Source organism: Chelatococcus sp. KU-N122 (assembly GCF_055391085.1).
The window spans coordinates 5,655,897-5,676,833 of record NZ_AP043981.1; the positions used below are offsets into that span (position 1 = coordinate 5,655,897).

The 20,937-nt window shown below is 68.4% G+C and carries 19 protein-coding genes; 13 read left to right on the forward strand and 6 right to left on the reverse strand.

From position 1 onward, the window contains the following. The first annotated feature begins 40 nt into the window (after positions 1-40). The 4 genes from tatB (at position 41) to surE (ending at position 4,070) form a co-directional block, all read left to right on the forward strand. Positions 41-856, forward strand: a complete 816-nt coding sequence (gene tatB / locus ACZ5PO_RS25470; protein WP_464184786.1) for a Sec-independent protein translocase protein TatB — start codon at positions 41-43, stop codon at positions 854-856. Continuing rightward, positions 853-1,647, forward strand: coding sequence for a twin-arginine translocase subunit TatC (gene tatC, locus ACZ5PO_RS25475; RefSeq protein ID WP_464184787.1), 795 nt, complete (start codon positions 853-855; stop codon positions 1,645-1,647). The genes tatB and tatC overlap by 4 nt, the downstream gene beginning before the upstream one ends. Before the next feature lie 151 nt (positions 1,648-1,798). Continuing rightward, positions 1,799-3,241, forward strand: a complete 1,443-nt coding sequence (gene serS / locus ACZ5PO_RS25480; protein ID WP_464184788.1) for a serine--tRNA ligase — start codon at positions 1,799-1,801, stop codon at positions 3,239-3,241. A 34-nt stretch (positions 3,242-3,275) separates the two neighbouring features. Continuing rightward, on the forward strand, positions 3,276-4,070 hold the full coding sequence (gene surE / locus ACZ5PO_RS25485) for a 5'/3'-nucleotidase SurE (RefSeq protein WP_464184789.1): 795 nt from the start codon (positions 3,276-3,278) through the stop codon (positions 4,068-4,070). 105 nt (positions 4,071-4,175) lie between these two features. Here surE and ACZ5PO_RS25490 read toward each other — a convergent pair whose 3' ends face one another. The 4 genes from ACZ5PO_RS25490 to ACZ5PO_RS25505 are packed head-to-tail and all read right to left on the reverse strand — an operon-like array spanning position 4,176 to position 9,016. Next, positions 4,176-4,805 carry a response regulator transcription factor gene (locus ACZ5PO_RS25490; RefSeq protein WP_464184791.1) on the reverse strand — a complete coding sequence of 210 codons (630 nt, stop codon included), beginning with the start codon at positions 4,803-4,805 and terminating at the stop codon, positions 4,176-4,178. A gap of 4 nt (positions 4,806-4,809) precedes the next feature. Next, a complete protein-coding gene (locus ACZ5PO_RS25495; protein ID WP_464184792.1) occupies positions 4,810-5,874 on the reverse strand; it encodes a sensor histidine kinase in 1,065 nt (354 codons plus the stop codon). A gap of 42 nt (positions 5,875-5,916) precedes the next feature. Then, entirely contained in the window at positions 5,917-7,236 is a 1,320-nt protein-coding gene (locus ACZ5PO_RS25500; protein ID WP_464184794.1) for an ABC transporter ATP-binding protein, read from the reverse strand. A gap of 25 nt (positions 7,237-7,261) precedes the next feature. After that, positions 7,262-9,016 carry an ABC transporter permease gene (locus ACZ5PO_RS25505; protein WP_464184795.1) on the reverse strand — a complete coding sequence of 585 codons (1,755 nt, stop codon included), beginning with the start codon at positions 9,014-9,016 and terminating at the stop codon, positions 7,262-7,264. A gap of 650 nt (positions 9,017-9,666) precedes the next feature. Here ACZ5PO_RS25505 and ACZ5PO_RS25510 point away from each other — a divergent pair. Next, on the forward strand, positions 9,667-10,341 hold the full coding sequence (locus ACZ5PO_RS25510) for a protein-L-isoaspartate O-methyltransferase family protein (RefSeq protein ID WP_464184797.1): 675 nt from the start codon (positions 9,667-9,669) through the stop codon (positions 10,339-10,341). A gap of 165 nt (positions 10,342-10,506) precedes the next feature. After that, positions 10,507-11,721 carry a peptidoglycan DD-metalloendopeptidase family protein gene (locus ACZ5PO_RS25515; RefSeq protein WP_464184800.1) on the forward strand — a complete coding sequence of 405 codons (1,215 nt, stop codon included), beginning with the start codon at positions 10,507-10,509 and terminating at the stop codon, positions 11,719-11,721. A gap of 171 nt (positions 11,722-11,892) precedes the next feature. On the opposite strand, the gene ACZ5PO_RS25520 is transcribed toward ACZ5PO_RS25515, so the two are convergent. Together ACZ5PO_RS25520 and ACZ5PO_RS25525 are read right to left on the reverse strand one after the other, a co-directional pair. Beyond that, on the reverse strand, positions 11,893-12,906 hold the full coding sequence (locus tag ACZ5PO_RS25520) for a zinc-dependent alcohol dehydrogenase family protein (protein ID WP_464197044.1): 1,014 nt from the start codon (positions 12,904-12,906) through the stop codon (positions 11,893-11,895). 174 nt (positions 12,907-13,080) lie between these two features. Beyond that, entirely contained in the window at positions 13,081-13,992 is a 912-nt protein-coding gene (locus ACZ5PO_RS25525; RefSeq protein ID WP_464184802.1) for an ATP-binding protein, read from the reverse strand. 265 nt (positions 13,993-14,257) lie between these two features. Here ACZ5PO_RS25525 and ACZ5PO_RS25530 point away from each other — a divergent pair, with 265 nt between their 5' ends. From ACZ5PO_RS25530 to dxr, 7 genes are all read left to right on the forward strand, one after another. Continuing rightward, positions 14,258-15,268 carry a 30S ribosomal protein S2 gene (locus tag ACZ5PO_RS25530; protein WP_464184805.1) on the forward strand — a complete coding sequence of 337 codons (1,011 nt, stop codon included), beginning with the start codon at positions 14,258-14,260 and terminating at the stop codon, positions 15,266-15,268. A 117-nt stretch (positions 15,269-15,385) separates the two neighbouring features. After that, the gene (gene tsf / locus ACZ5PO_RS25535; protein ID WP_464184807.1) at positions 15,386-16,309 is read left to right on the forward strand and encodes a translation elongation factor Ts; all 924 of its coding nucleotides are present in this window, start codon (positions 15,386-15,388) and stop codon (positions 16,307-16,309) included. Positions 16,310-16,500: 191 nt separating this feature from the next. Continuing rightward, the gene (gene pyrH, locus ACZ5PO_RS25540) at positions 16,501-17,208 is read left to right on the forward strand and encodes a UMP kinase (protein WP_464184809.1); all 708 of its coding nucleotides are present in this window, start codon (positions 16,501-16,503) and stop codon (positions 17,206-17,208) included. A 300-nt stretch (positions 17,209-17,508) separates the two neighbouring features. Beyond that, entirely contained in the window at positions 17,509-18,072 is a 564-nt protein-coding gene (gene frr, locus ACZ5PO_RS25545) for a ribosome recycling factor (protein ID WP_464184811.1), read from the forward strand. An 18-nt stretch (positions 18,073-18,090) separates the two neighbouring features. Beyond that, positions 18,091-18,867: an isoprenyl transferase gene (locus ACZ5PO_RS25550; RefSeq protein WP_464184813.1), complete on the forward strand. Its 777-nt coding sequence runs from the start codon at positions 18,091-18,093 to the stop codon at positions 18,865-18,867. A gap of 1 nt (position 18,868) precedes the next feature. Then, positions 18,869-19,699, forward strand: coding sequence for a phosphatidate cytidylyltransferase (locus ACZ5PO_RS25555; RefSeq protein ID WP_464184815.1), 831 nt, complete (start codon positions 18,869-18,871; stop codon positions 19,697-19,699). Between the two features lie 13 nt (positions 19,700-19,712). After that, positions 19,713-20,891 (forward strand): 1-deoxy-D-xylulose-5-phosphate reductoisomerase, encoded by a 1,179-nt coding sequence (gene dxr, locus ACZ5PO_RS25560; protein ID WP_464184817.1) that lies wholly within the window; start codon positions 19,713-19,715, stop codon positions 20,889-20,891. Positions 20,892-20,937 lie beyond the last annotated feature (46 nt).

The window sequence follows — 20,937 nt, forward strand, 5'->3', positions numbered from 1 at the left end:
CCGCGATAAGCGGACGCGGGTCCGCGGCGAAGAGTAGGCGATGTTCGACATCGGATGGGGCGAGCTGTTGCTGATCGGCGCGGTGGCGCTGGTCGTGATCGGTCCAAAGGATCTGCCGCGTGCGCTGCGCACGCTCGGCCAGATGACGGGCAAGATGCGCCGTATGGCGGCCGAGTTTCAAAGCCAGTTCAACGAGGCGATCCGCGAAGCCGAGATGGACGAGATCCGTCGCAGCGTGACGGACGTCAAGGACACGGCGCAGAGCTTCAATCCGATCCAGACCATACGGGACGAGATCAAGGGCGCGATCGACGGGCCCAAGGCCAAGGCCGCGACCGACCATCCCGACTTACCCGCCCAGCCAACGGTGGGAGCTCCACTCGAGGACAGCGCCACCCCGGCACCGGTCCCGGTGCCGCCCCCTGCGTCTGCATCGGTGCCACCTTCTCCATCTGCATCGGCGGCCGCGCCCGTCGACATCCCGCCGACCGCCGTGCCGCCCGTTCCGGATGCGGCGGCCTCGGTTGCAGCCACGGCGGCGGCCGTGCCGCCCTCCGCCCCACCGTCCCCGCCGCCCGTGCAGGCGGCTGCGACAGCCGCTCCAGCCCGCCGTCGACGCGCCACGGGCGAGACCAAGGCCACGGGCGAAGCCAAGACGGCGGCCGAGCCGACGGTGGCGGCGGCGAGCCCGGCCGATACCCCGTCTGGTGAGGGCCGTCCCAAGCCGCGCCGCAAGCCGGCCGCTGCGGTCAACGGCGCCGGCGCCCCCCCGGCCGATCCGACGTCCGCTGCCAAGCCGCGCAGCCGCCGGCCGGCGGCCAAGCCTGCTCCGACGGACGAAGGTGAGACGCCATGACCGACGCCGACATCGAAGCGTCGCGGGCGCCGCTCCTCGACCACCTGATCGAGCTGCGGGCACGGCTGATCCGCTCGCTCATCGCCTTCATCGTGATGTTCTTCATCTGCTTCTTCTTTGCCAGGCAGATCTACAACATCCTGGTCTGGCCCTACGTCTTTGCGGCCGGGCCGGGGGCCGACGTGCGCCTGATCTACACGGCGCCCCTCGAGTATCTGTTCACGCAGATCAAGATCGCCGTGTTCGGCGCCGGGTTCCTGTCCTTTCCAGTGGTGGCGACGCAGATCTACAAGTTCGTCGCGCCCGGGCTCTACAAGAACGAGCGGCAGGCGTTCGCGCCCTATCTCATGGCGACGCCGGTCTTCTTCCTGCTGGGCGCCGCGGTCGTCTATTTCATCGCGATGCCGATCGTCATGCGCTATTCGCTGGGCCAGCAGCAGATGGGCGGCGTCGGCGAGGCGACGATCCAGCTCTTGCCCAAGGTCAGCGAATATCTGTCGCTGATCATGACGCTGATCTTCGCCTTCGGCATCTGCTTCCAGCTGCCGGTGATTCTGACGCTGCTGGCGCGGGCGGGGCTGATCGATTCGGCCTTCCTCAAGGCCAAGCGCCGCTACGCCATCGTGCTCGTCTTCGTGGTCGCGGCGGTGCTCACGCCGCCCGACGTCATCAGTCAATGCGCCCTGGCCATCCCGACGCTGCTGCTCTACGAGGCATCGATCTTCTCGGTGCGGATGGTGGAAAAGCGGCGTGCGGAGGAGGAGGCGGCCCGCGAGGCGAGCGCCGAGTAGCCGCGCCGCTTGACCGGGGCCGCCGACGCCCGCAAACAGCCGCCCAAGTGTCGGCAAACGATGACCATGGCGGTCGGATGTTGTGCCGCTGTCCCCGGCTGAAGCCGTATGTCCGGCCGACGCCTGCCCGGAGCCATCCGTCTGGTCCGCCATGCATGATATCCGCCTCATCCGCGACGACCCCGCGGCCTTCGACGCCGGCCTGAAGCGCCGCGGGCTTGCACCCCTGGCGTCGGGCCTGATCGCACTCGACGAGAAGCGGCGTGCGGCCATCGCCGCCGCCCAGGCTGCGCAGGAGCGGCGCAACGCGCTGTCTCGGGAGATCGGCGAGGCGATGCGCGCCAAGGACGCGGCTCGCGCCGAAGCGCTCAAGGCGGAGGTGGCGGCGCTGAAGGACGCCGTGCCGGCTCTGGAGCGCGATGAGCGGGCGGCGGCAGCCGCGCTCGACAGTGAGCTTGCCGCCATTCCGAACATCCCGGCTCCGGAGGTTCCGGACGGGACGGACGAGCACGACAACGTCGAGAAAAGCAGGTTCGGGACGAAGGCCGACGAGCGGGACGACCGGCTCGCAGGCGTGAATGCGCCCAAGCAGCACTTCGAGCTGGGCGAAGCGCTCGGGCTCATGGACTTCGAGGCGGCGGCCAAACTGTCCGGCTCGCGCTTCGTCGTCGTGAAGGGCCACCTTGCCCGCCTGGAGCGGGCGATCGGGCAGTTCATGATCGATCTGCATACCACCGAGCACGGCTACCAGGAGGTCAACCCGCCGCTGCTGGTGCGTGACGAGGTGATGTTCGGAACGGCGCAACTACCGAAGTTCGCGGACGACCAGTTTACCGCGGCCCGCACGCTGTCGCGCCATGAGCTGCTGCGGTCGGCGCTCTCCTACGCCGCCGCGGAGGACGGCCTGGCCTTCAAGAGCGGTGAGATCGACATCGAAGCGCTCGTCGACCGGGTGCTCGAGCGCGCGCCGCTGAAGGAGGATTTCTGGCTCATTCCGACCGCCGAGGTGCCGCTGACCAATCTGGTGCGCGAATCCATTCTGGCCGAGGAGGAGCTGCCCAGGCGCTTCACCGCGCTGACCCCCTGTTTCCGGGCGGAAGCGGGGGCGGCGGGCCGTGACACCCGCGGCATGCTGCGCCAGCACCAGTTCCAGAAGGTCGAGCTGGTGTCGATCACGGCGCCGGAGGCCTCGCGCGAGGAGCATGAGCGCATGCTCGCCAGCGCCGAAGCGGTGCTCCGGAAGCTCGACCTGCACTATCGCGTCATGACTCTGTGCACCGGCGACATGGGATTCGCCTCCGCCAAGACCTACGACATCGAGGTCTGGCTGCCGGGGCAGCAGGCCTATCGGGAGATTTCGTCCTGCTCGACCTGCAACGACTTCCAGGCCCGCCGCATGAACGCGCGCACCCGGGCCAAGGACGCCAAGCAGACACGGTTCGTGCATACGCTCAACGGCTCGGGCACGGCCGTGGGCCGGGCGCTGATCGCGGTCATGGAAACCTATCAGAACGCCGACGGCAGCGTCACGGTACCGTCGGCGCTGGCGCCCTACATGGGCGGCATCACGCGAATCGAGCGGCCGTCGCGCTGAGCGCGGCGACCGCCCACCGCCGAGGAGTGAACACGTGCGCATCCTGATCACCAACGACGACGGCATCCACGCGGACGGGCTCGAGGTCCTGGAGCGGATCGCCCGAACGCTGTCGGATGACGTCTGGGTGGTCGCCCCGGAGACGGATCAGAGCGGCGTTGCGCATTCGCTGTCGCTCAGCGATCCGCTCAGGCTGCGGCAGATCAACGAGCGCCGGTTTGCCGTGAGCGGCACCCCGACCGACTGCGTCATCATGGGGGTGCGCCATGTGCTCCGGGACGACAAGCCGGACCTGGTGCTCTCCGGCGTCAACCGCGGCCACAACGTGGCCGAGGACGTGACCTATTCCGGCACCATCGCCGGCGCCATCGAGGGCACCATGCTCGGCATTCCCTCGATCGCCCTGTCACAGTCCTTTCCGCCGGGCGGCCGCAACGAGATTCCCTGGGCCTGCGCCGAGGCCCACGCCGTGCCGGTGATCCGCCGGGTGCTCGATCTGTCCATGGATGCGGACACGCTGGTCAACGTCAACTTCCCGAGCTGCCCGCCCGAGGAGGTGAAGGGAATCGCCGTCACGGCCCAGGGCCGTCGCGACCAGAACCTGCTCGGCGTCGATGCGCGCGTGGACGGTCGCGGCATTCCGTATTTCTGGCTGGCTTTCGAGCGCAAGCTGTCGGTGCCGCGCAACGGCACCGACCTGTGGGCGATTGCCGACAAGCGGATCTCGGTGACGCCGCTCAAGCTCGACCTGACGGACGAGCCGACCATGACCCGCTTCGCGGGGCCTTCGCCGGCTAAAGCAGGTGCCGGTCGGACGAGAGGCAGCTGATCGGCAGGCCGGAGCGGACAGCTCTAACGCGTTGAAGCAGGAGTGCTCGGCGACTGGAGGAAGCCCTCGATCGCCAAGCGCTCTCGCGGGTCGGCGCGTCGAGCCCTATCCGACCGGGGCCGCGAAGACCCCCAGCTTGTCCGCCATCCTGACCAATGCGGCGAGCGAGCTCGCCTGCATCTTGCGCATCGCCTGGGCGCGATTGACCTTCACGGTGATCTCGCTCAGGCCGAGCTCGGCGGCGATCTGCTTGTTCAGGCGGCCGGTGACGACGAGCGCCATCACCTCTCGTTCGCGCGCCGTGAGCCTGGCGTAGCGCTGCCGAAGCACCTTCAGGGCGGCCTCGTCGCGGCGATTCGCGCGATCCTTCTCGATCCCGGCCCGGATGGCGTCGAGCAGGTCCTGCTCACGGAACGGCTTCAGAAGGAACTCGACGGCGCCCGCCTTGATGGCGCGGACCGACATCGGGACGTCACCGTGCCCGGTGAGAAACACGATGGGGATGAGGTCTCCACGTCCGGTCAGCTCGGCCTGGAAATCGAGCCCGCTCGAGCCGGGCATGCGGATATCGAGCACCAGGCAAGCCGGCCCGTCGCTGCGGTCATGAAGCATGAAATCGTGAACCGAGGCGAAGCAGCGAGCCTCGTAGCCGACCGAGCGCAGCAGGCTGTCCAGCCCGTTCCGCACCAACGGGTCGTCATCGACCACATAGACCGTCGCCGCCTCGTCCTGCACGCCGTCAATCCGTCGCTTTCCCCGCTATGGGCACCGTGAAGCCGAACACGGCGCCGTGCGGGTAGTTGGGCGCGGCGTAGACCATACCACCGTGGGCCTCGACGATGGACCGGCTGATGGTGAGCCCGATCCCCATGCCGGTCGGCTTGGTCGAGTGGAAGGCGTCGAACGCTCGGTCGTACGCGGTGGGCGCAAGCCCGGTTCCGGTGTCGCGCACGCTCACGGTGATTTTCCTGCCGTCCGTGGCTGCGCTGACCAACAGCTCGCGGCCGTCGCCGCCGACGCCGCTCAGCGCCTCGACGGCGTTGATCACGAAGTTGAGGACGACCTGCTGGAGCTGGACGCGGTCGCCGATCACGCTGGGGAGATCGCTGGCGAGCTCGGTGCGCAGGAGAATCTGGTTCCGGCGGATCTCGCCGCGAACGAAGGCGAGCGTCTCCAGAATCATCTCGACCATGTCGACGGTGCCCCGCGACGGCGGCGCCCGCGTGACCAGCTGGCGTACGCGCGCGATCACCCCGCCGGCGCGATCGGCGGCCTCCACGACGCAGCCCATCGCCCGTCGCGCTTCCTCTTCGTTGGCGGGCGACGCGGAGAGCCAGTGGATGGCGGCGTTGCCGTTGGCCACGATGGCGGCGAGGGGCTGGCTCACCTCATGGGCGATCGATGTGCCGAGCTCACCGATCGTGGTCAGGCGCGACATGTGGGCGAGATCGGCCAGCGCCTGCTGCGCCGCCGTGTTGGCGTCCTCGATCCGGATGGCGAGATAGGTGGTTGCCCCGATCGCCAGCAGGCTCAAGCCGCAATTGGCCAGGCCGGCACCGAAGGAGCCGGTCCGCGTCAGAACGAAGCTCACGATGGTGAGAGTGCCGCAACCTATTCCGACCAGGAGCACGGTGCTTGGGCGGCCGCTCCACACCGACATCAAGACAACCGCCACGTAGAGGACGGCGACGGCGATCTCCAGATTGGTGGCGGTATCCGCGACGAAGATGGCCGCTGCCAGCGTGCCCATCGCGATCCACAAGAGCGGCGTGTGGACTGCCAGGGCGACAGGCTTGTGCTTCATCGCGTCGTCTCCACAGGGCCGCGGGCCGCCGCGGCCGCCGTCTCAACTCGGGTTCTCGAGCGTGAACAGGTCCGCCTGCTCATCATAAGCGAAGTATTCGGCATAGCGGGCAAGGCTCGTGATCGCCTTTACCGTGCTCGCGGCGTAGCTCTCGGACATGTAGTCCTCGAGCTCGTCGCGAAAGCGGCGCGCCGGCGCCTTGTGGTTCGGCCGTTCGTCGAGCACGCGGCGGATGTGCGCGGCGAGCGGCACGTAGGTTGCCAGCTGCTGCGCGAAGAGACGTTTGCGCTCGTCGACCTCGCTCTCGGCGAACCGCCTGCCGGGCGGCGTGAGCCGAATATCGCCGCCTTCGATCTCGGCGAGCCGCAACAGCTGCAGGGTTTCGGCGACCGGGAAGAGATTGTCGATGTCGAGCCGCAGATCGGACGCCAGCAGCGGCAGGTCGGCCCTGCCGTCGTACGGCTTCGCCGCGACGGTCTCGATCAAGCCTGCGAGCTCGTTGGTCGAGACCCGCGGCAGCACCATGGCGATGCCGGTCCCCGGGAACAGCCCCTCCCGGGCCGGGGCGACAGCGCCGGACTTCGCCGTCATGCGGGCATAGATGTCCTCGACGAGCGCGCGGAAGGTGGGGTCGAGGCGGTTGCGCGGCTGCGGCAGGTCGACACGCATCTCGCCGATGACGCGGCCGGGGTTGGAGCCGAAGATCAGGATGCGGTCGCACATCAGCACCGCCTCCTCGATATTGTGCGTCACCATCAGGATGGCCTGGATCGGCATGCGGCCTTCGCACCACAGATCGAGGAGATCGGTGCGCAGGGTCTCGGCGGTGAGGACGTCGAGCGCCGAGAACGGCTCGTCCATCAGCAGCAGCTTGGGATGGACGACGAGCGCGCGGGCGAGCCCGACGCGCTGGCGCATGCCGCCCGACAGCTCCTTCGGGTAGGCGCTTTCGTAGCCGTCGAGGCCGATGAGGTCGATCGCCGCCAGCGCCCGCTTGCGGCGCTCAGCCGGCAGGACGCCGCGGGCTTCGAGGCCGAGCTCGACGTTCTGCAGCACGGTCAGCCAGGGAAACAGCGCAAAGCTCTGGAACACCACCGCGATGCCCGGACGTGGGCCGGTTACGGGCTCGCCCTCGAAGCTGATGCGGCCTTCGCTCGGCCGCAGCAGGCCGGCGATGGCCCGCAGCAGCGTCGACTTGCCGGAGCCTGAGCGGCCGAGCAGGCCGACGATCTCGGCCGCCTGCAGGGTCAGGTCGACATCGTCGAGCACCACGAGCTGGCCGGCCGCGCCCTTGTCGTAGCTCTGGCGGACGCCGGTGACGGCGACGAGAGGCTGGCCGTGGCCGATGACTGGTGCGTCCATGAGAGAGTCCCCTTCCGGCAAAGCGTCAGTCGACGCGCAGGCGGCGTTCGGCGAAGACGTACAGCGGCCGCCAGAGCGTGCGGTTGAACAGGGTGACGAGGACCGACATGACGGCGATGCCGAGCACCACCCGCGGAAAATCGCCGGCTGCGGTGGCCTTGGCGATGAAGGCGCCGAGGCCGTAGGCCTGCAGCTTGGTGTCGCCCCAGCTGGCGACCTCGGCGACGATGCTGGCATTCCACGAGCCGCCGGAGGCGGTGAGCGCGCCGGTGACGTAGTAGGGGAAGATGCCCGGCAGGATGGCGCGCCGCCACCACGTCCAGGAGCGGAGCTGGTAGACCGATGCCGCTTCCTTGAGGTCGGTCGGGAAGGCCGTGGCGCCGGCGATGACGTTGAACAGGATATACCACTGCGTCCCGAGCACCATCAGCGGCGAAAGCCAGACGTTCGGGTTGGCTCCGGTCGCGACGATCGCCACCACGGCGAAAGGAAACAGCACGTTGGCCGGGAAGGCCGCCAGGAACTGTGCCAGCGGCTGGATGCGCTCGGCCACAGCCGGCCGCAGGCCGATCCAGACGCCGATCGGCACCCAGATGACGCTGGCGATCGCGATCAGCACGACGACGCGCAGTAGCGTGGCGAGCCCGCTGCCGCAGGCCTCGCGCACATCGCTCCATGACAGGGTCTGGCGAACGTAGTCGAACACGATCCAGGCGCCCCATGCGGTCAGGGCCAGAACCGCGGCGATCCAGATCGCGTCGATGGCCTGCGTCGCCCGGCCTCCCCGGGCCTGCGCCGCCGACGGCTGTCCGGGGCCGAGGCGAACGAGCATCAGGTGCTGCCAGAGCCAACCGAGAGGAGCCATGAGCCACTTCATCAGCCGGGTGCGGCGCATGAAGCCGTAGACCCACGACCGCGGCTTCTGCTGACTGGCTGTCTGCTCGAAGCGGAACTTGTCGGCCCAGGCCACGATGGGGCGAAACAGGAGCTGGTCGTAGAGGAGGATGAGGATGGCCATCGCCGCCACCGCCCAGGCCACCGCCGCGAAGTTCTTCTGATCGATGGCGAGGGCGAGGTAGGAGCCGATGCCCGGAAGCTGCACCGTGGTGTCGCCCACCGTGATGGCTTCCGAGGCGACGACGAAGAACCAGCCGCCGGACATCGACATCATCGTGTTCCAGATGAGACCGGGCGCGGCGAACGGCGCGTCGAGCCGCCAGAAGCGCTGCCAGGCGGAGAGCCCAAAACTCCGGCTGACCTCGTCGAGGTCCCGCGGCACGGTCCGCAACGATTGGTAGAACGAGAACGCCATGTTCCAGGCCTGGCTCGTGAAGATCGCGAAGATTGAGGCGCATTCCGCGCCCAGCTGGCTTCCTGGGAAGAGCCCCATGAAGAAGGTGACGGTGAAGGTCAGGAAGCCGAGCACCGGGACGGACTGGAGGATGTCGAGCGCCGGGATGATGACGAGCTCGGCGCGGCGGCTCTTGGCGGCGAGGGTCGCCACGACAAAGGTGAAGAGGAGTGACGCGACGATCGCCGCGAACATGCGCAGCGTGGTGCGCAACGCGTACTCCGGCAGCCGATCGATATCGAGCGACACCGGCGCGCTCGACAGCGTCTCGAGCGGCGACCGCATGTCCGCCGCTCCGTGCACGACGAGCACGATGGCCGCGATCACCAGGGCGAAGGCGAGCAGATCGTAGACGTTCGGCAGGATGCGGGCGCGTGCGAGGGCCGCGGCCGCGCTCCGTTCCAGGCGATCATGGGGTACGAATGCCATGGGGGCCTCGTCGGCGAGGGATGGCCAAGCCGGCCGGCGCGTGGCGATCACGGCTGCCGCCGAGGGCGCGCCGCTGTCGACCAGAGCCCTACGGCCGCCTGGATCGCCGTTCTTTTTGCCGTTGTTTGAACAAGTGTTCGCGGTGCCAAATGCGGCGATCGCTCAAATTTTCTGTCACCGGCCCCGCATGGCGTCAACGCCGTCTTGGTATCGGCGCGATATACGTTCGTATACTCGGCTGCCTAGGCGTTGAACTTGGTGTGCGATCCCTGCAACACCACGGCAGCTCAACGCCTCCCACCAGGTTCACTCGAATACTCAAAAACGAACCTCGGTTCTTCGATGGATTCGAAATGAAAAGAACAGATCGACGCGATGAAGTGAATATATGAATAATAATCTCGATTTATTGCAGTATTTTAAAGTAATTTATTTTCAAGTAATTTATATTGTATGCATCGACGTTCGGGGGCGTCGCTTTGGCTGGATCACACAGGAGTCAAAGAGTTGCTCGCGTGGCGCAAAAAGTCGAAATTTGCACCGAGCGTCGCCCCGGGGGGCGAATTTCGGATGCGACGCACGGGCCGCCACCGTGACGCGGCCGGCAGGGTATAAGCGGGATCCGCGGCAGTTGTGGTTCCGATTCGCCCATGTCCACGCGCAACCCCGGCGACTTCATTCTCCCCTCGACGGAGCGGGAGGAAACGGTCGCGTTTTTGCTCAGCCTGCGCAGCAGGGGCATCCGTGACATCGCCGTGCTGCGCGCCATGGAGAAAGTGCCGCGGGACCTGTTCGCGCCGCAGCGCTTCGCAGACCTTGCCCGGGCCGACATCTCGCTGCCGCTGCCCTGCGGCCAGACCATGACTTCGCCGGCGCAGATCGCCGTGATGCTGCGTGGCCTCGGCGTGGAGCCGCAGCATCGCGTCCTGGAAGTCGGTACCGGCTCGGGCTACGTGGCGGCGGTGCTCGGCCATCTGGGACGGGAAGTAATCAGCGTCGAGCGCATGCGAACGCTCGCCATCGCCGCCGTGGAGCGGATCGCCAGGCTCGGCATGGGCAACCTGATGCTCGAGCAGGCCGATGGTCTGGCCGTCGGGACCGCCTTCGGCCACTTCGATCGCATTCTGCTGAATGGCTCCGTCGATCAGGTGCCGCGGCCGCTCATCGACGCGCTGGGCGAGGGAGGGCGTCTGGTCGTCGCCCGGCGCGGCGCGGAGGGCGTGCGGATGTTGCGCATCACGCGGCAAGGCGGCTCGACCGAGGAGGAGCTCGGCGAGCCGTTGCGGCTGCCGCCGTTGGTGCCGGGGCTGGCCGAGGCGCTGTAGCGCGGCGTTCGGACGCCTCCAAATGCAGCAAAGTTGCCACAATCAGCAACGGCATTGCGGCGGCGAAACGGTTGCTTAACCTGAATCCGCCTTAATCCACCTAGTTGCGTAGCAGGTGGACCCTCCCTCATGCCTTTTTGCAATCTGACATCACGACCCGGCTCGATGGCGCGGATCGTTGGTGCTGGCCTGCTGGCGTCGTTGGCCGCCGGCTGCGCGGCGGATGCGCAACGTTTCTCCGGGAACCCGTTTTCGAACCCGTTCGACTCCCTGTCGACGGGTAGCCTGCCGCCGGCCAGCGTCGGCGAAGGCCAGCCGTCGTATGGCGGGCCGGCACCGGCCGCCGTCGCGCGGGCGCCGGTCACCAGCCACCCGCTGCCGCAGGCCTCGCCGCCTCCCTACCGTGCCGCGGGCGCGCCGCCGCAATCGGTGCGCCCCGACCCGGTCGTGGGCAACGCGGCGAACTGGACTGCGGCCGGTGGTACATCGGTGACCGTCGCGGACGGCGAGACGGTCCAGACGCTCGCCAATCGCTACGGGGTGCCGGCGAACGCCATTGCGTCGACGAACAATCTGCGCGGTCCACTGGCGCCCGGCAGCCGCGTGGTTATTCCCGTCTATGCGGCGGGCGGCGGTCACACGACCACGGTCGCCTCGCCACGCCCGCCGGTCGCACCCGCGGTGGTCGCCTCGTCGCCCCGGCCGGCGGCGACTGCGGCCGCTGCTGCGCCGGGCAGCCAGAGCCAGTATCGATTGGTGAAGGGGCCGGAGCCCGCCAAGGTGGCCGCCGCCGCCGCACCGGGTCGCCCCGGGCCGCAGCCGCCGGCCGCGGTCAAGGCCGCGCCCCTGCCTGCTCCGGCACCGGTCGTCAAGGAGACGGCGCCGAAGCCCGTGCAGACCGCCAAGCTGCAGCCGCCGGCTGAGCCGCAGAAGGCACCCGAACCCGCCGCCCCCGAGAAGCCGGCGCCTGCGCCGGTCGCGGAAGCGCCGGCAGCCGAGGCCGATGCGGGCGGCGCCTTCCGCTGGCCGGCCCGCGGCCGCATCATTGCAGGCTTCAGCGCCAAAGGTGGCAACGAGGGCATCAACATCGCGGTGCCCGAGGGCACGCCGGTCAAGGCGGCCGAAGGCGGCACCGTCGCCTACGCCGGCAGCGAGCTCAAAGGCTACGGCAATCTGGTGTTGATCCGCCACGACAATGGCTGGGTGTCCGCCTATGCCAACAATGGCGAGCTGATGGTCAAGCGGGGCGAGAAGGTCAAGCGCGGCCAGACGGTCGCCAAGTCGGGCCAGAGCGGCAACGTCTCCTCGCCCCAGCTCCACTTCGAGCTGCGCAAGGGCGCGACCCCGGTCGATCCGGTGCCGCATCTGGCCGGAAGCTGAGCATATCGGGACGGTCTCGCCGGCGGCCGCCGACGAGACCGCGGCCGGCGAAACCAGGAGCATTTCGCCATCGGGACCATCCAATGGCGAAATGCTCTTAGCTTTTTTGAATCTAGAGCGCTTTCTCGCGATTGGATGGTTCCACCCAATCGCAAAGCGCTCCGGCGGGTCTTAAGGGATCGTGATCGCCACCTTGCCGACGTGGGCGCCGCTCGCCATGTAGGCGAACGCCTCTTTGGTTTCGGCGAAGGGGAAGACGCGATCGACCACCGGCTCGAGCTTGTGCAGGCTGATCGCCGCCACCATGGCCTTCAGATCGTCGATCGAGCCGACGGTAACGCCCTGAAGCCGCTGCTGTTGCATCACCATCAGCGAAATGCGCGGCTCGCTCTGGGGTTGGCCGGCGAGCACGCCGATGAAGCCGATCATGCCGCCGATGCGCGTCGCCCGGATCGACTCGTTCAGCGTGCCGACCCCGCCCACTTCCACGACGATGTCGACGCCCCGGCCGCTGAGGCTGCGGGCGAGCTTTCCCCACTCCGGCGTCGTCTTGTAGTTGATGGTGTCGTCCGCCCCGAGCTGCTTCAGCTTCTCGATCTTGGCGTCGGACGACGAGGTGGCGATCACCCGCGCGCCGGCGAGCTTGGCGAACTGCAGCGCGAACAGCGAGACGCCGCCCGTCCCCTGCGTGAGCACGACATCGCCGGGTTTCACCTGGCCGCACTTGACCACGGCGCTCCAGGCGGTGAGGGCAGCGCAGGGCAGGGTGGCCGCTGCGGCGTCCGAGAGATGGGCTGGCGCCTTGACCACGGCGTGCTCGGGAAACACCCGGTACTCGCACAGCACGCCGTCGAGCGCTCCGCCCAAAGCGCTGCGGAGCTTGCTTTCCTCCGCCTCGCCCCCGTGCCAGCTCTCGAAGAAGCTGCTGACGACGCGGTCGCCAACCTTCAGTGCGCTGACGCCGGCACCGACGGCCTCGACCACGCCGGCGCCGTCCGACAGGGGGATCAGCGGAAATTTCTGGCGCGAGCCGTAGCCGCCGCGCACGGTGAGCAGATCGCGGTAGTTGAGGCTCACCGCCTTGATGCGCACCAGCACCTGGCCGGGCCCTGCCTCCGGCATCGGCAGATCGACGAGCTTCATGCCGTCGACGCCGGATGCGTCCTGCAATTGATAAGCCTTCATCTGGGTCTCCATGGCGCCCTCCCAGGCTCGATACGGTGCAACTGCACCATCCAAGCGCTTGATTGATCCATCGGCGCGTGCCGGGCAAGTCCCCGGGCTGTGCCTCCGGGCGGGGCCGCGCCGAACCGCACCCGGGTGACGTCCCCGGCGTCACCCGTCAGCGGTGGTCTGCGCTCAGATGGTCAAGGGCTGGCCGAGGCGGCCGGCCAGGTCCTGGATATACTGCCACGCGGTCCGGCCGGAGCGGGAGCCGCGGGTCGTCGCCCATTCCAAGGCCTCCGCCCGCAGGAGATCGGGGTCGTAGGCGAGACCGAAGTGCTCCGTGTAGCCCTTGATCATGGCGAGATACTCGTCCTGGCTGCACTTGTGGAAGCCGAGCCAAAGGCCGAAGCGGTCCGACAGCGACACTTTTTCCTCGACCGCCTCGCCGGGATTGATCGCCGTCGAGCGCTCGTTCTCCATCATGTCGCGCGGCAGCAGGTGGCGGCGGTTGGAGGTGGCATAGAAGAGCACGTTGGCGGGCCTGCCCTCGATGCCGCCGTCGAGCACCGCCTTCAGTGACTTGTAGGAGGCGTCGTTGCCGTCGAAGGAGAGGTCGTCGCAGAACACCACGAACTGATGGCCCCCGCCGCGCAGGATCGCCATCAGCTCCGGCAGGGTCTCGATATCCTCGCGGTGGATCTCGATGAGCTTCAGCGGCGCTCGCCCGCTCGCGCCGGCGAGCCTGCGGTTGATGTCGGCATGCACCGCCTTGACGAGCGACGATTTGCCCATGCCGCGTGCGCCCCACAGCAGCACGTTGTTGGCGGGCAGGCCGCGGGCGAAGCGCTCGGTGTTGTCGCTCAGCGTGTCGCGGGCTCGGTCGATGCCCTTGAGCAGCACCATCTCCACCCGATTCACGTGGGCGACGGGCAGCAGCCGCGGCGGCCGCGGCTGCCAGACGAACGCATCCGCCGCATCGATCGCCGGCGGCGGCGGCGGTGCCGGGAAGGCGCGGTCGAGCGCGTCGGCGATGCGCACCAGCAGGGGCAGCAATTCCTCGTTCGCGGATGTGATCGGCGGCGCCGAGGCGGGGCGTAGGGTCATCGTGTTCGCTTCGTTGGAGGACACAGGCCGGACGCTGGCGTCTAATCGCGCAGTTGCGCCGGGTCCAGCGCGTTGCGCGCCGGGCAGATGCGACGGAAGCACCGTCCTGGTGGAGAAATCGGCCCGAACACTTGCATCTTGGGCCCCGGACACCTATAAGCCCGCCATCCCACACGCGGAGCATGCCTCATGCATGAATGAGGCGTCCGGTGGCTGGCTCGGCCGGCCCACATCGCACCGCGGCGGCTTCAACCGGAGAATATGAATGGCACTACCCGATTTTTCCATGCGTCAGCTGCTTGAGTCCGGAGCCCACTTTGGCCACCAGGCGCACCGCTGGAATCCGAAGATGAGCGAGTACATCTTCGGCACGCGCAACAACATCCACATCATCGATCTGGCGCAGTCGGTGCCGATGATGCACCGGGCCTTGCAGGCGATCTCCGATACGGTCGCGGCCGGCGGCCGCGTGCTGTTCGTCGGCACCAAGCGGCAGGCGTCGGATGCGGTGGCTGAAGGAGCCCGCCGGTCGGCCCAGTACTTCGTCAACTCCCGCTGGCTCGGCGGCATGCTGACCAACTGGAAGACCATCGCCGGCTCGATCCAGCGGCTGCGCAAGCTCGACGAGATGCTGGGCGGCGCGGCGCAGGGCCTGACCAAGAAGGAGCGCCTCATGCTGTCGCGCGAGCGCGACAAGCTGGAGAAGGCGCTCGGCGGCATCAAGGACATGGGCGGCACGCCCGACCTGCTGTTCGTCATCGACACCAACAAGGAACAGCTCGCCATCAAGGAGGCCACCCGCCTCGGCATTCCGGTGGTCGCCATCGTCGATACCAACTCCGATCCGGATGGCATTACCTATCCGGTGCCGGGCAACGACGACGCCGGCCGCGCCATCTCGCTGTATTGCGAGCTCGCTGCCAAGGCTGCCATCGACGGCATCTCGCGGGCCGCGGGCGATGTCGGCTTCGACCAGGGCGAGGCGGAGAGCCCGGTGCTGGAAGAGGTCGCGGCTGACGGCGAGTTCCCCGTGGTCGAGGAGGAGTTCGAAACGCTGGCGGCGCCGCGCGGCGCGCCCGACGATCTCACCAAGCTGCACGGCGTCGGCCCGGAGCTGGAGACCAAGCTGAACGAAGCCGGCATCTTCCATTATTGGCAGGTCGGCGCGATGAAGCCGGACGATATCGCGCGCGTCGACGCGGAGCTGAAGCTCAACGGGCGTATCGCCCGCGACGGATGGGTGGCCCAGGCCCGCGCGCTGACCGAAGCCGCCTGACCATCCGCCGCTTCGGCGGCGCCGCGAGAAGAAAGATGGCCCGGCGCCTGGAAGGCGCCGGGTTCTGCCTATCTACTGGGTGAAAAGCCGCCCGCGTCAAACGAGTAGAGGACGACCATGGCGAACATTACCGCTGCGATGGTGAAGGAGCTTCGCGAGAAAACCGGCGCGGGCATGATGGACTGTAAGGCCGCGCTCAACGAGACCAGCGGCGACATCGAGGGCGCCGTCGATTGGCTGCGCAAGAAGGGCCTCGCCAAGGCGGCCAAGAAGGCCGGCCGCGTCGCGGCGGAAGGGCTCGTTGCCGTCGAATCCTCCGGTCATTACGCCACCATTCTCGAGATCAATTCCGAGACCGATTTCGTCGCGCGCAACGACCAGTTCCAGGCCTTCGCCCGTGAGGCGGCCAAGATCGCGCTCAACGGCGACGGCACGCTGGCGGGCCTCGAGGCGGCGCACTTCCCGGGCTCGCAGACGACGGTGAAGGACCGGCTGCAGGAGCTCATCGCCACCATCGGCGAGAACATGACGCTGCGCCGCCTTGCCAAGCTCGAGGTCTCGCCGGGCTTCGTCGCGACCTACGTGCACAACGTGGCGAGCGAGGGTCTGGGCAAGATCGGCGTGCTCGTCGCGCTCGAATCCGCCGGCGACGCGACGCTGCTCGGGACGCTCGGCCGGCAGATCGCGATGCATATCGCCGCGACCAACCCGCTGGCGCTCGACAGCAGCGGAATCGGTGCCGAGGTGCTCGACCGCGAGAAGGCGATCCTGCGCGACAAGAACGCCGGCAAGCCGGACCATGTCCTCGACAAGATCGTCGAGAGCGGCCTCAAGAGCTTCTTCAAGGAGGCGACGCTGCTGGAGCAGCCGTTCGTGCACGAGCCGTCCAAGACGGTGACGCAAATCCTCAAGGAGGCGGAGGCCAAGGCCGGCGCGCCGGTGAAGATCGCGGCCTTCGTCCGCTTCGCCCTGGGCGAGGGCATCGAGAAGGAGGAAGCTCCGGACTTCGCGGCCGAGGTCGCGGCTGCCGCCGGGGTCTGATCGGCCAAGCAGAAATCCGCGGACCGGAACACGGATCCGGTTCGCGAATTTCAGCCAAGATCTTTTAAATTATACAGAATTTTCGAACTCGCCCTTAGGGCGGTCTCGGAAAATTCTGCTTGGAGCCTGCCTCGGCAGGCTCCGTCTTGGGGCGTATCGATCGGGTCGCAAACCGGGGGGCGGGCCAGCCGATGTACGTAAAGCGCGCGCTGATCAAACTGTCGGGTGAAGCACTCTCGGGCCCGGTCGGGGCCGGGCTGCACGGCGAAACGCTCGGCGCCATCGCCGCCGACATCGCCGCCGCAGCGCGGGCCGGCCACGAGATTGCCGTCGTCGTCGGCGGCGGCAATTTCTTCCGCGGTGTGCAAGGGCTCGCCAAGGGCCTCGACCGTCCGTCCGCCGATTCCATCGGCATGCTCGGCACGGTCATGAACGCGTTGGCGCTGGAGCACGCGATCGAGGCCGTGGGCGTGCCGGCGCGCGCCATGTCCGCCATCGCCATGCCGGCGCTGTGCGAAAGCTATGCGCGTCGTCGCGCCCTGGACCACCTGGCCAACGGCAAGGTGGTCATCCTCGGCGGCGGCACCGGCAATCCCTATTTCACGACCGACACCGGCGCAGCGCTGCGCGCCGCCGAGCTCGACTGCGACGCGCTGCTCAAGGCGACGAACGTCGACGGGGTCTATTCCGCCGACCCCAAGCTCGACCCGAACGCCGTCCGCTACGACCACCTGACGCATGCGGATGCGATCCGCAGGGATCTGAAGGTGATGGACACGGCGGCTTTTGCCTTGGCGCGCGACAGCGGCCTCACCATTATTGTGTTCTCCCTGCGCAACCCCGGCTGCATCTCGGCGGTGCTCAAGGGCGAGGGCTTGGCGACGCTGGTGACCCCTTGAGGCCACCGGCAGGCGCGGGCGTGGCATGTCCCGATCGGCAGCGAGGTTCGAGCGTCTTGATGGGCGCGCGTCTGTTCGGCCGGATGAGCCCCCTCGGCCGGCGGTGATCCAGGGCCGGGATAGCCGACGTTTCGCATCCGTCCGCCGCGCCGGAGCGTAGATGTTCGGCAGGCGTCGGCGGCTCGCCAGGCGCGGACGAAGCGGCTAAGAGCGGGACCGAGCCTTTTCTTGATCTTCGCGCGTGGCGGGCCAACAGTTCCCCCGTAAGATCAGATGCGATGTCTGGAGCGTAACGAAGCCATGACGACCACAGCCTTCGATCTTGACGACCTGAAGCGTCGGATGTCCGGCGCCGTCCAGGCGCTGCGCCATGATCTGGCCAGCCTCAGAACCGGCCGTGCCTCGGCCAATCTGCTCGATCCGATCCAGGTCGACGCCTACGGCTCGCTGATGCCGATCACCCAGGTAGCCACCGTCTCGGTGCCCGAGCCGCGCCTCGTCAGCGTCCAGGTCTGGGATAGAGCCATGGTCGCCGCCGTCGAAAAGGCGATCCGCGAGTCCGATCTCGGGCTCAACCCCAATACCGAAGGGCAGGTCATCCGCCTGCGCATTCCGGAGATGAACGAGCAGCGCCGCAAGGAGATGGTCCGCGTCGCCCACAAGTATGCCGAGGAGGCGCGCGTCGCGGTGCGGCATGTGCGGCGCGACGGTCTCGACCTGCTCAAGAAGCTGGAGAAGGACAGCGCCATCAGCCAGGATGAGCAGACCAAGTTCGGTGAGCTCGTCCAGAAGGCGACGGATCAGTCGGTTGCGGAGGTCGATCAGACCCTCGCTGCCAAGGAAAAAGAAATTCTGCAGGTCTAAGCCGGGTTGAGTATGCCGATGGAAGTTGCCAGCGACGCCGTGGCCCTGTCCCCGCCCGCAACGGCGGAGGACTCGGACGGCGTGGGCGCACCGGCCCACGTTGCCATCATCATGGATGGCAACGGCCGCTGGGCCGAGCGGCGCGGCCTGCCGCGAGCCGAAGGGCACCGGCGCGGCGTCGAGGCGCTGCGACGCACGGTGCGCGCGGCGATCGAGCTCAACCTCCGCTACCTCACCGTCTACAGCTTCTCGTCCGAGAATTGGCGACGGCCGGCGCCCGAAGTCTTCCAGCTGATGAATCTGCTGCGCCTGTTTTTCCGCAACGATCTGGCGGATCTGGAGCGCAACAACGTCCGCGTCAGGTTCATCGGCGCGCGCGACGGCCTCGCGTCCGATATCCGCTCGATCCTGGAAGAGGCGGAGCGCCGGACGGCGACCAACACCGGCCTCGGTCTCGTGGTTGCGTTCAACTATGGGGGCCGCCAGGAGCTCGTGCGTGCCGCGCGCGAGCTGGCGCTCGACGTCGCTGCCGGGCGCCTGGCCGCCGACGCCATCGATCAGGCCGCGATCGACGCCCGGCTCGACACCGCCGGCATTCCCGATCCGGATCTGGTCATCCGCACCTCGGGCGAGATGCGCGTGTCGAACTTTCTGCTGTGGCAGACGGCCTACGCCGAATTCGTTTTCACGCCCGTGCTTTGGCCGGACTTCGACCGGGCCGCCCTCGAAGCTGCGATCGCTGACTTCCGTGGGCGGGATCGGCGCTTTGGCGGCCTGGGCGGCGGGGCCGGCTGAGGTGGCGAAGGATGGGGCCGCGCCCGGCCCGATCGCGTCTCGCGGCATGTCGGAATTGGCCTTGCGCACGGTGTCGGCAATCCTGCTGGCGGCCGTTGCCCTCGGCGCGGCGGCCCTCGGCCACTGGCCGCTGTCGCTCCTCTGGGCGGCGGCGGGAGCCGCGGTCGCCCTGGAATGGACAACCGTCGCTGCGACCGAGCCGCGCCGCAGTCTCCGGATCGCCATTCCCGCTTTCGCCGCGGCCACGGGCCTGGCGCTCCTGATCGGCGCTGCCGTTGCTGCCGCCGTGCTCGCAGCGGGCACGCTCGTCGCATGCGCGCTGGGGCGCAGCTTGCGCGACCGGGGCTGGGCTGCGGCCGGGCTGTGGTGCGGAGCGGTGCTGGCTGTCGTTCCCGTGCTCGTGCGGGCGGACCCGGCGTTTGGCCTGCCCGGCCTGCTCTGGATGTTCGCCGTCGTCTGGACCACCGACGTGGCGGCGTTCTTCACCGGGCGAAGCCTGGGCGGTCCCAAGCTCTGGCCGCAGGTCAGCCCAAAGAAGACCTGGTCCGGCTTCGTCGGCGGCACCGTCGCCGGCACCCTCGCCGGGGTGGCCACCCTCGTCTGGTTCGGCGGCTGGGCGCCGAGCGTGCTTCTGGTGCTGGCGAGCGCCGTAGCTTCAGTGGTAGGGCAGGCGGGCGACCTCGCCGAATCCGCGCTCAAGCGCTATTTCGGCGTCAAGGATTCGAGCCGGATCATCCCTGGCCATGGTGGCTTCATGGATCGGTTAGACGGCTTCTGGGCGGTGTCGGTCCTGGTGGGGGCCGGTTTCGCCATGCGTGGGGTGATCCGATGAAGGCGATCCGCACATGAGGCGGCGCGTCATTTTGCTAGGCGCGACCGGATCGGTCGGGCGTTCCACCGTCGACCTGCTCCAGCGGCACCGCGACCGCTTCGAGGTAACGGCGGTCGTCGGCCATCGCGATGCGGCGGGCCTCGCCGAGGTGGCGCGGCAGCTGGACGTGGGCTGCGCCGTCCTGTCGGACGAGAGCCGGGGCGGCGCCTTGCGCGAGGCGCTCTCCGGCACCGCCATCGAGTCGGGCGCTGGCCCCGCCGCGGTGCTCGAGGCGGTCGACCGGGACTGTGACCTCGTCGTGGGCGCCATTGCCGGAGCGGCGGGCCTGCGGACGACCCATGCGGCGCTCAAGGCCGGGCGGACGCTCGCCTTGGCCAACAAGGAGTCGCTGGTGTGCGCCGGCGAGCCCTTCATGCGCGACGCGCGTGAGCGCGGCGTCCGCATCCTGCCGGTCGACTCCGAGCACAACGCGTTGCTGCAGGCCCTGGGTGGCCAACCGATCGACGCGGTGGAGCGGATGACGCTCACCGCCTCGGGCGGCCCGTTCCGGACCTGGCCGGCGGAGCGGCTGCTCACGGTGACACCGGAACAGGCCTTGGCCCATCCCATCTGGTCGATGGGCGCCAAGATCTCCATCGATTCGGCCACGCTGATGAACAAAGGGCTGGAGCTCATCGAGGCCATGCACCTGTTCGGCCTGGCGCCGGAGCGCTTCGACGTCGTCGTCCATCCCCAATCGATCGTGCACGGGCTGGTGGCTTTTCGCGACGGCGCGGTGACCGCGGGGCTCGCGGTCCCCGACATGCGGGTGCCGATCGCCTATTGCCTGGGGCTGCCGGGGCGCCTCGACGCTCCCACGCCGCGGCTCGATCTGGCGGCGCTCGGGTCGCTCACCTTCGAGGCACCTGACGAGAAGCGGTTTCCGGCGCTTGCGCTGGCGCGGGCTGCCATGGCCGCCGGCGGCGCCATGCCGGCCATCCTGAACGCGGCCAACGAAGTCGCCGTCGCGGCCTTCCTCGACCGGCGGCTCGCCTTTCATGCCATCCCCGTCCTCGTCGAGGAGACGTGCTCGCAACTGGTCGGGCTGGGCGGCACCCGGCCCGGCTCGGTCGACGAGGCGCTGGCGGTCGACCAGGCGGCCCGCCGCCTCGCCGCGGAGATCGCGCGTGAGCGGGGCAGGGCGGCCGGTTGACGCGGCCGCCGCGCCCGAATGCGTCCAGCCCTTTGAATTCGAAGCG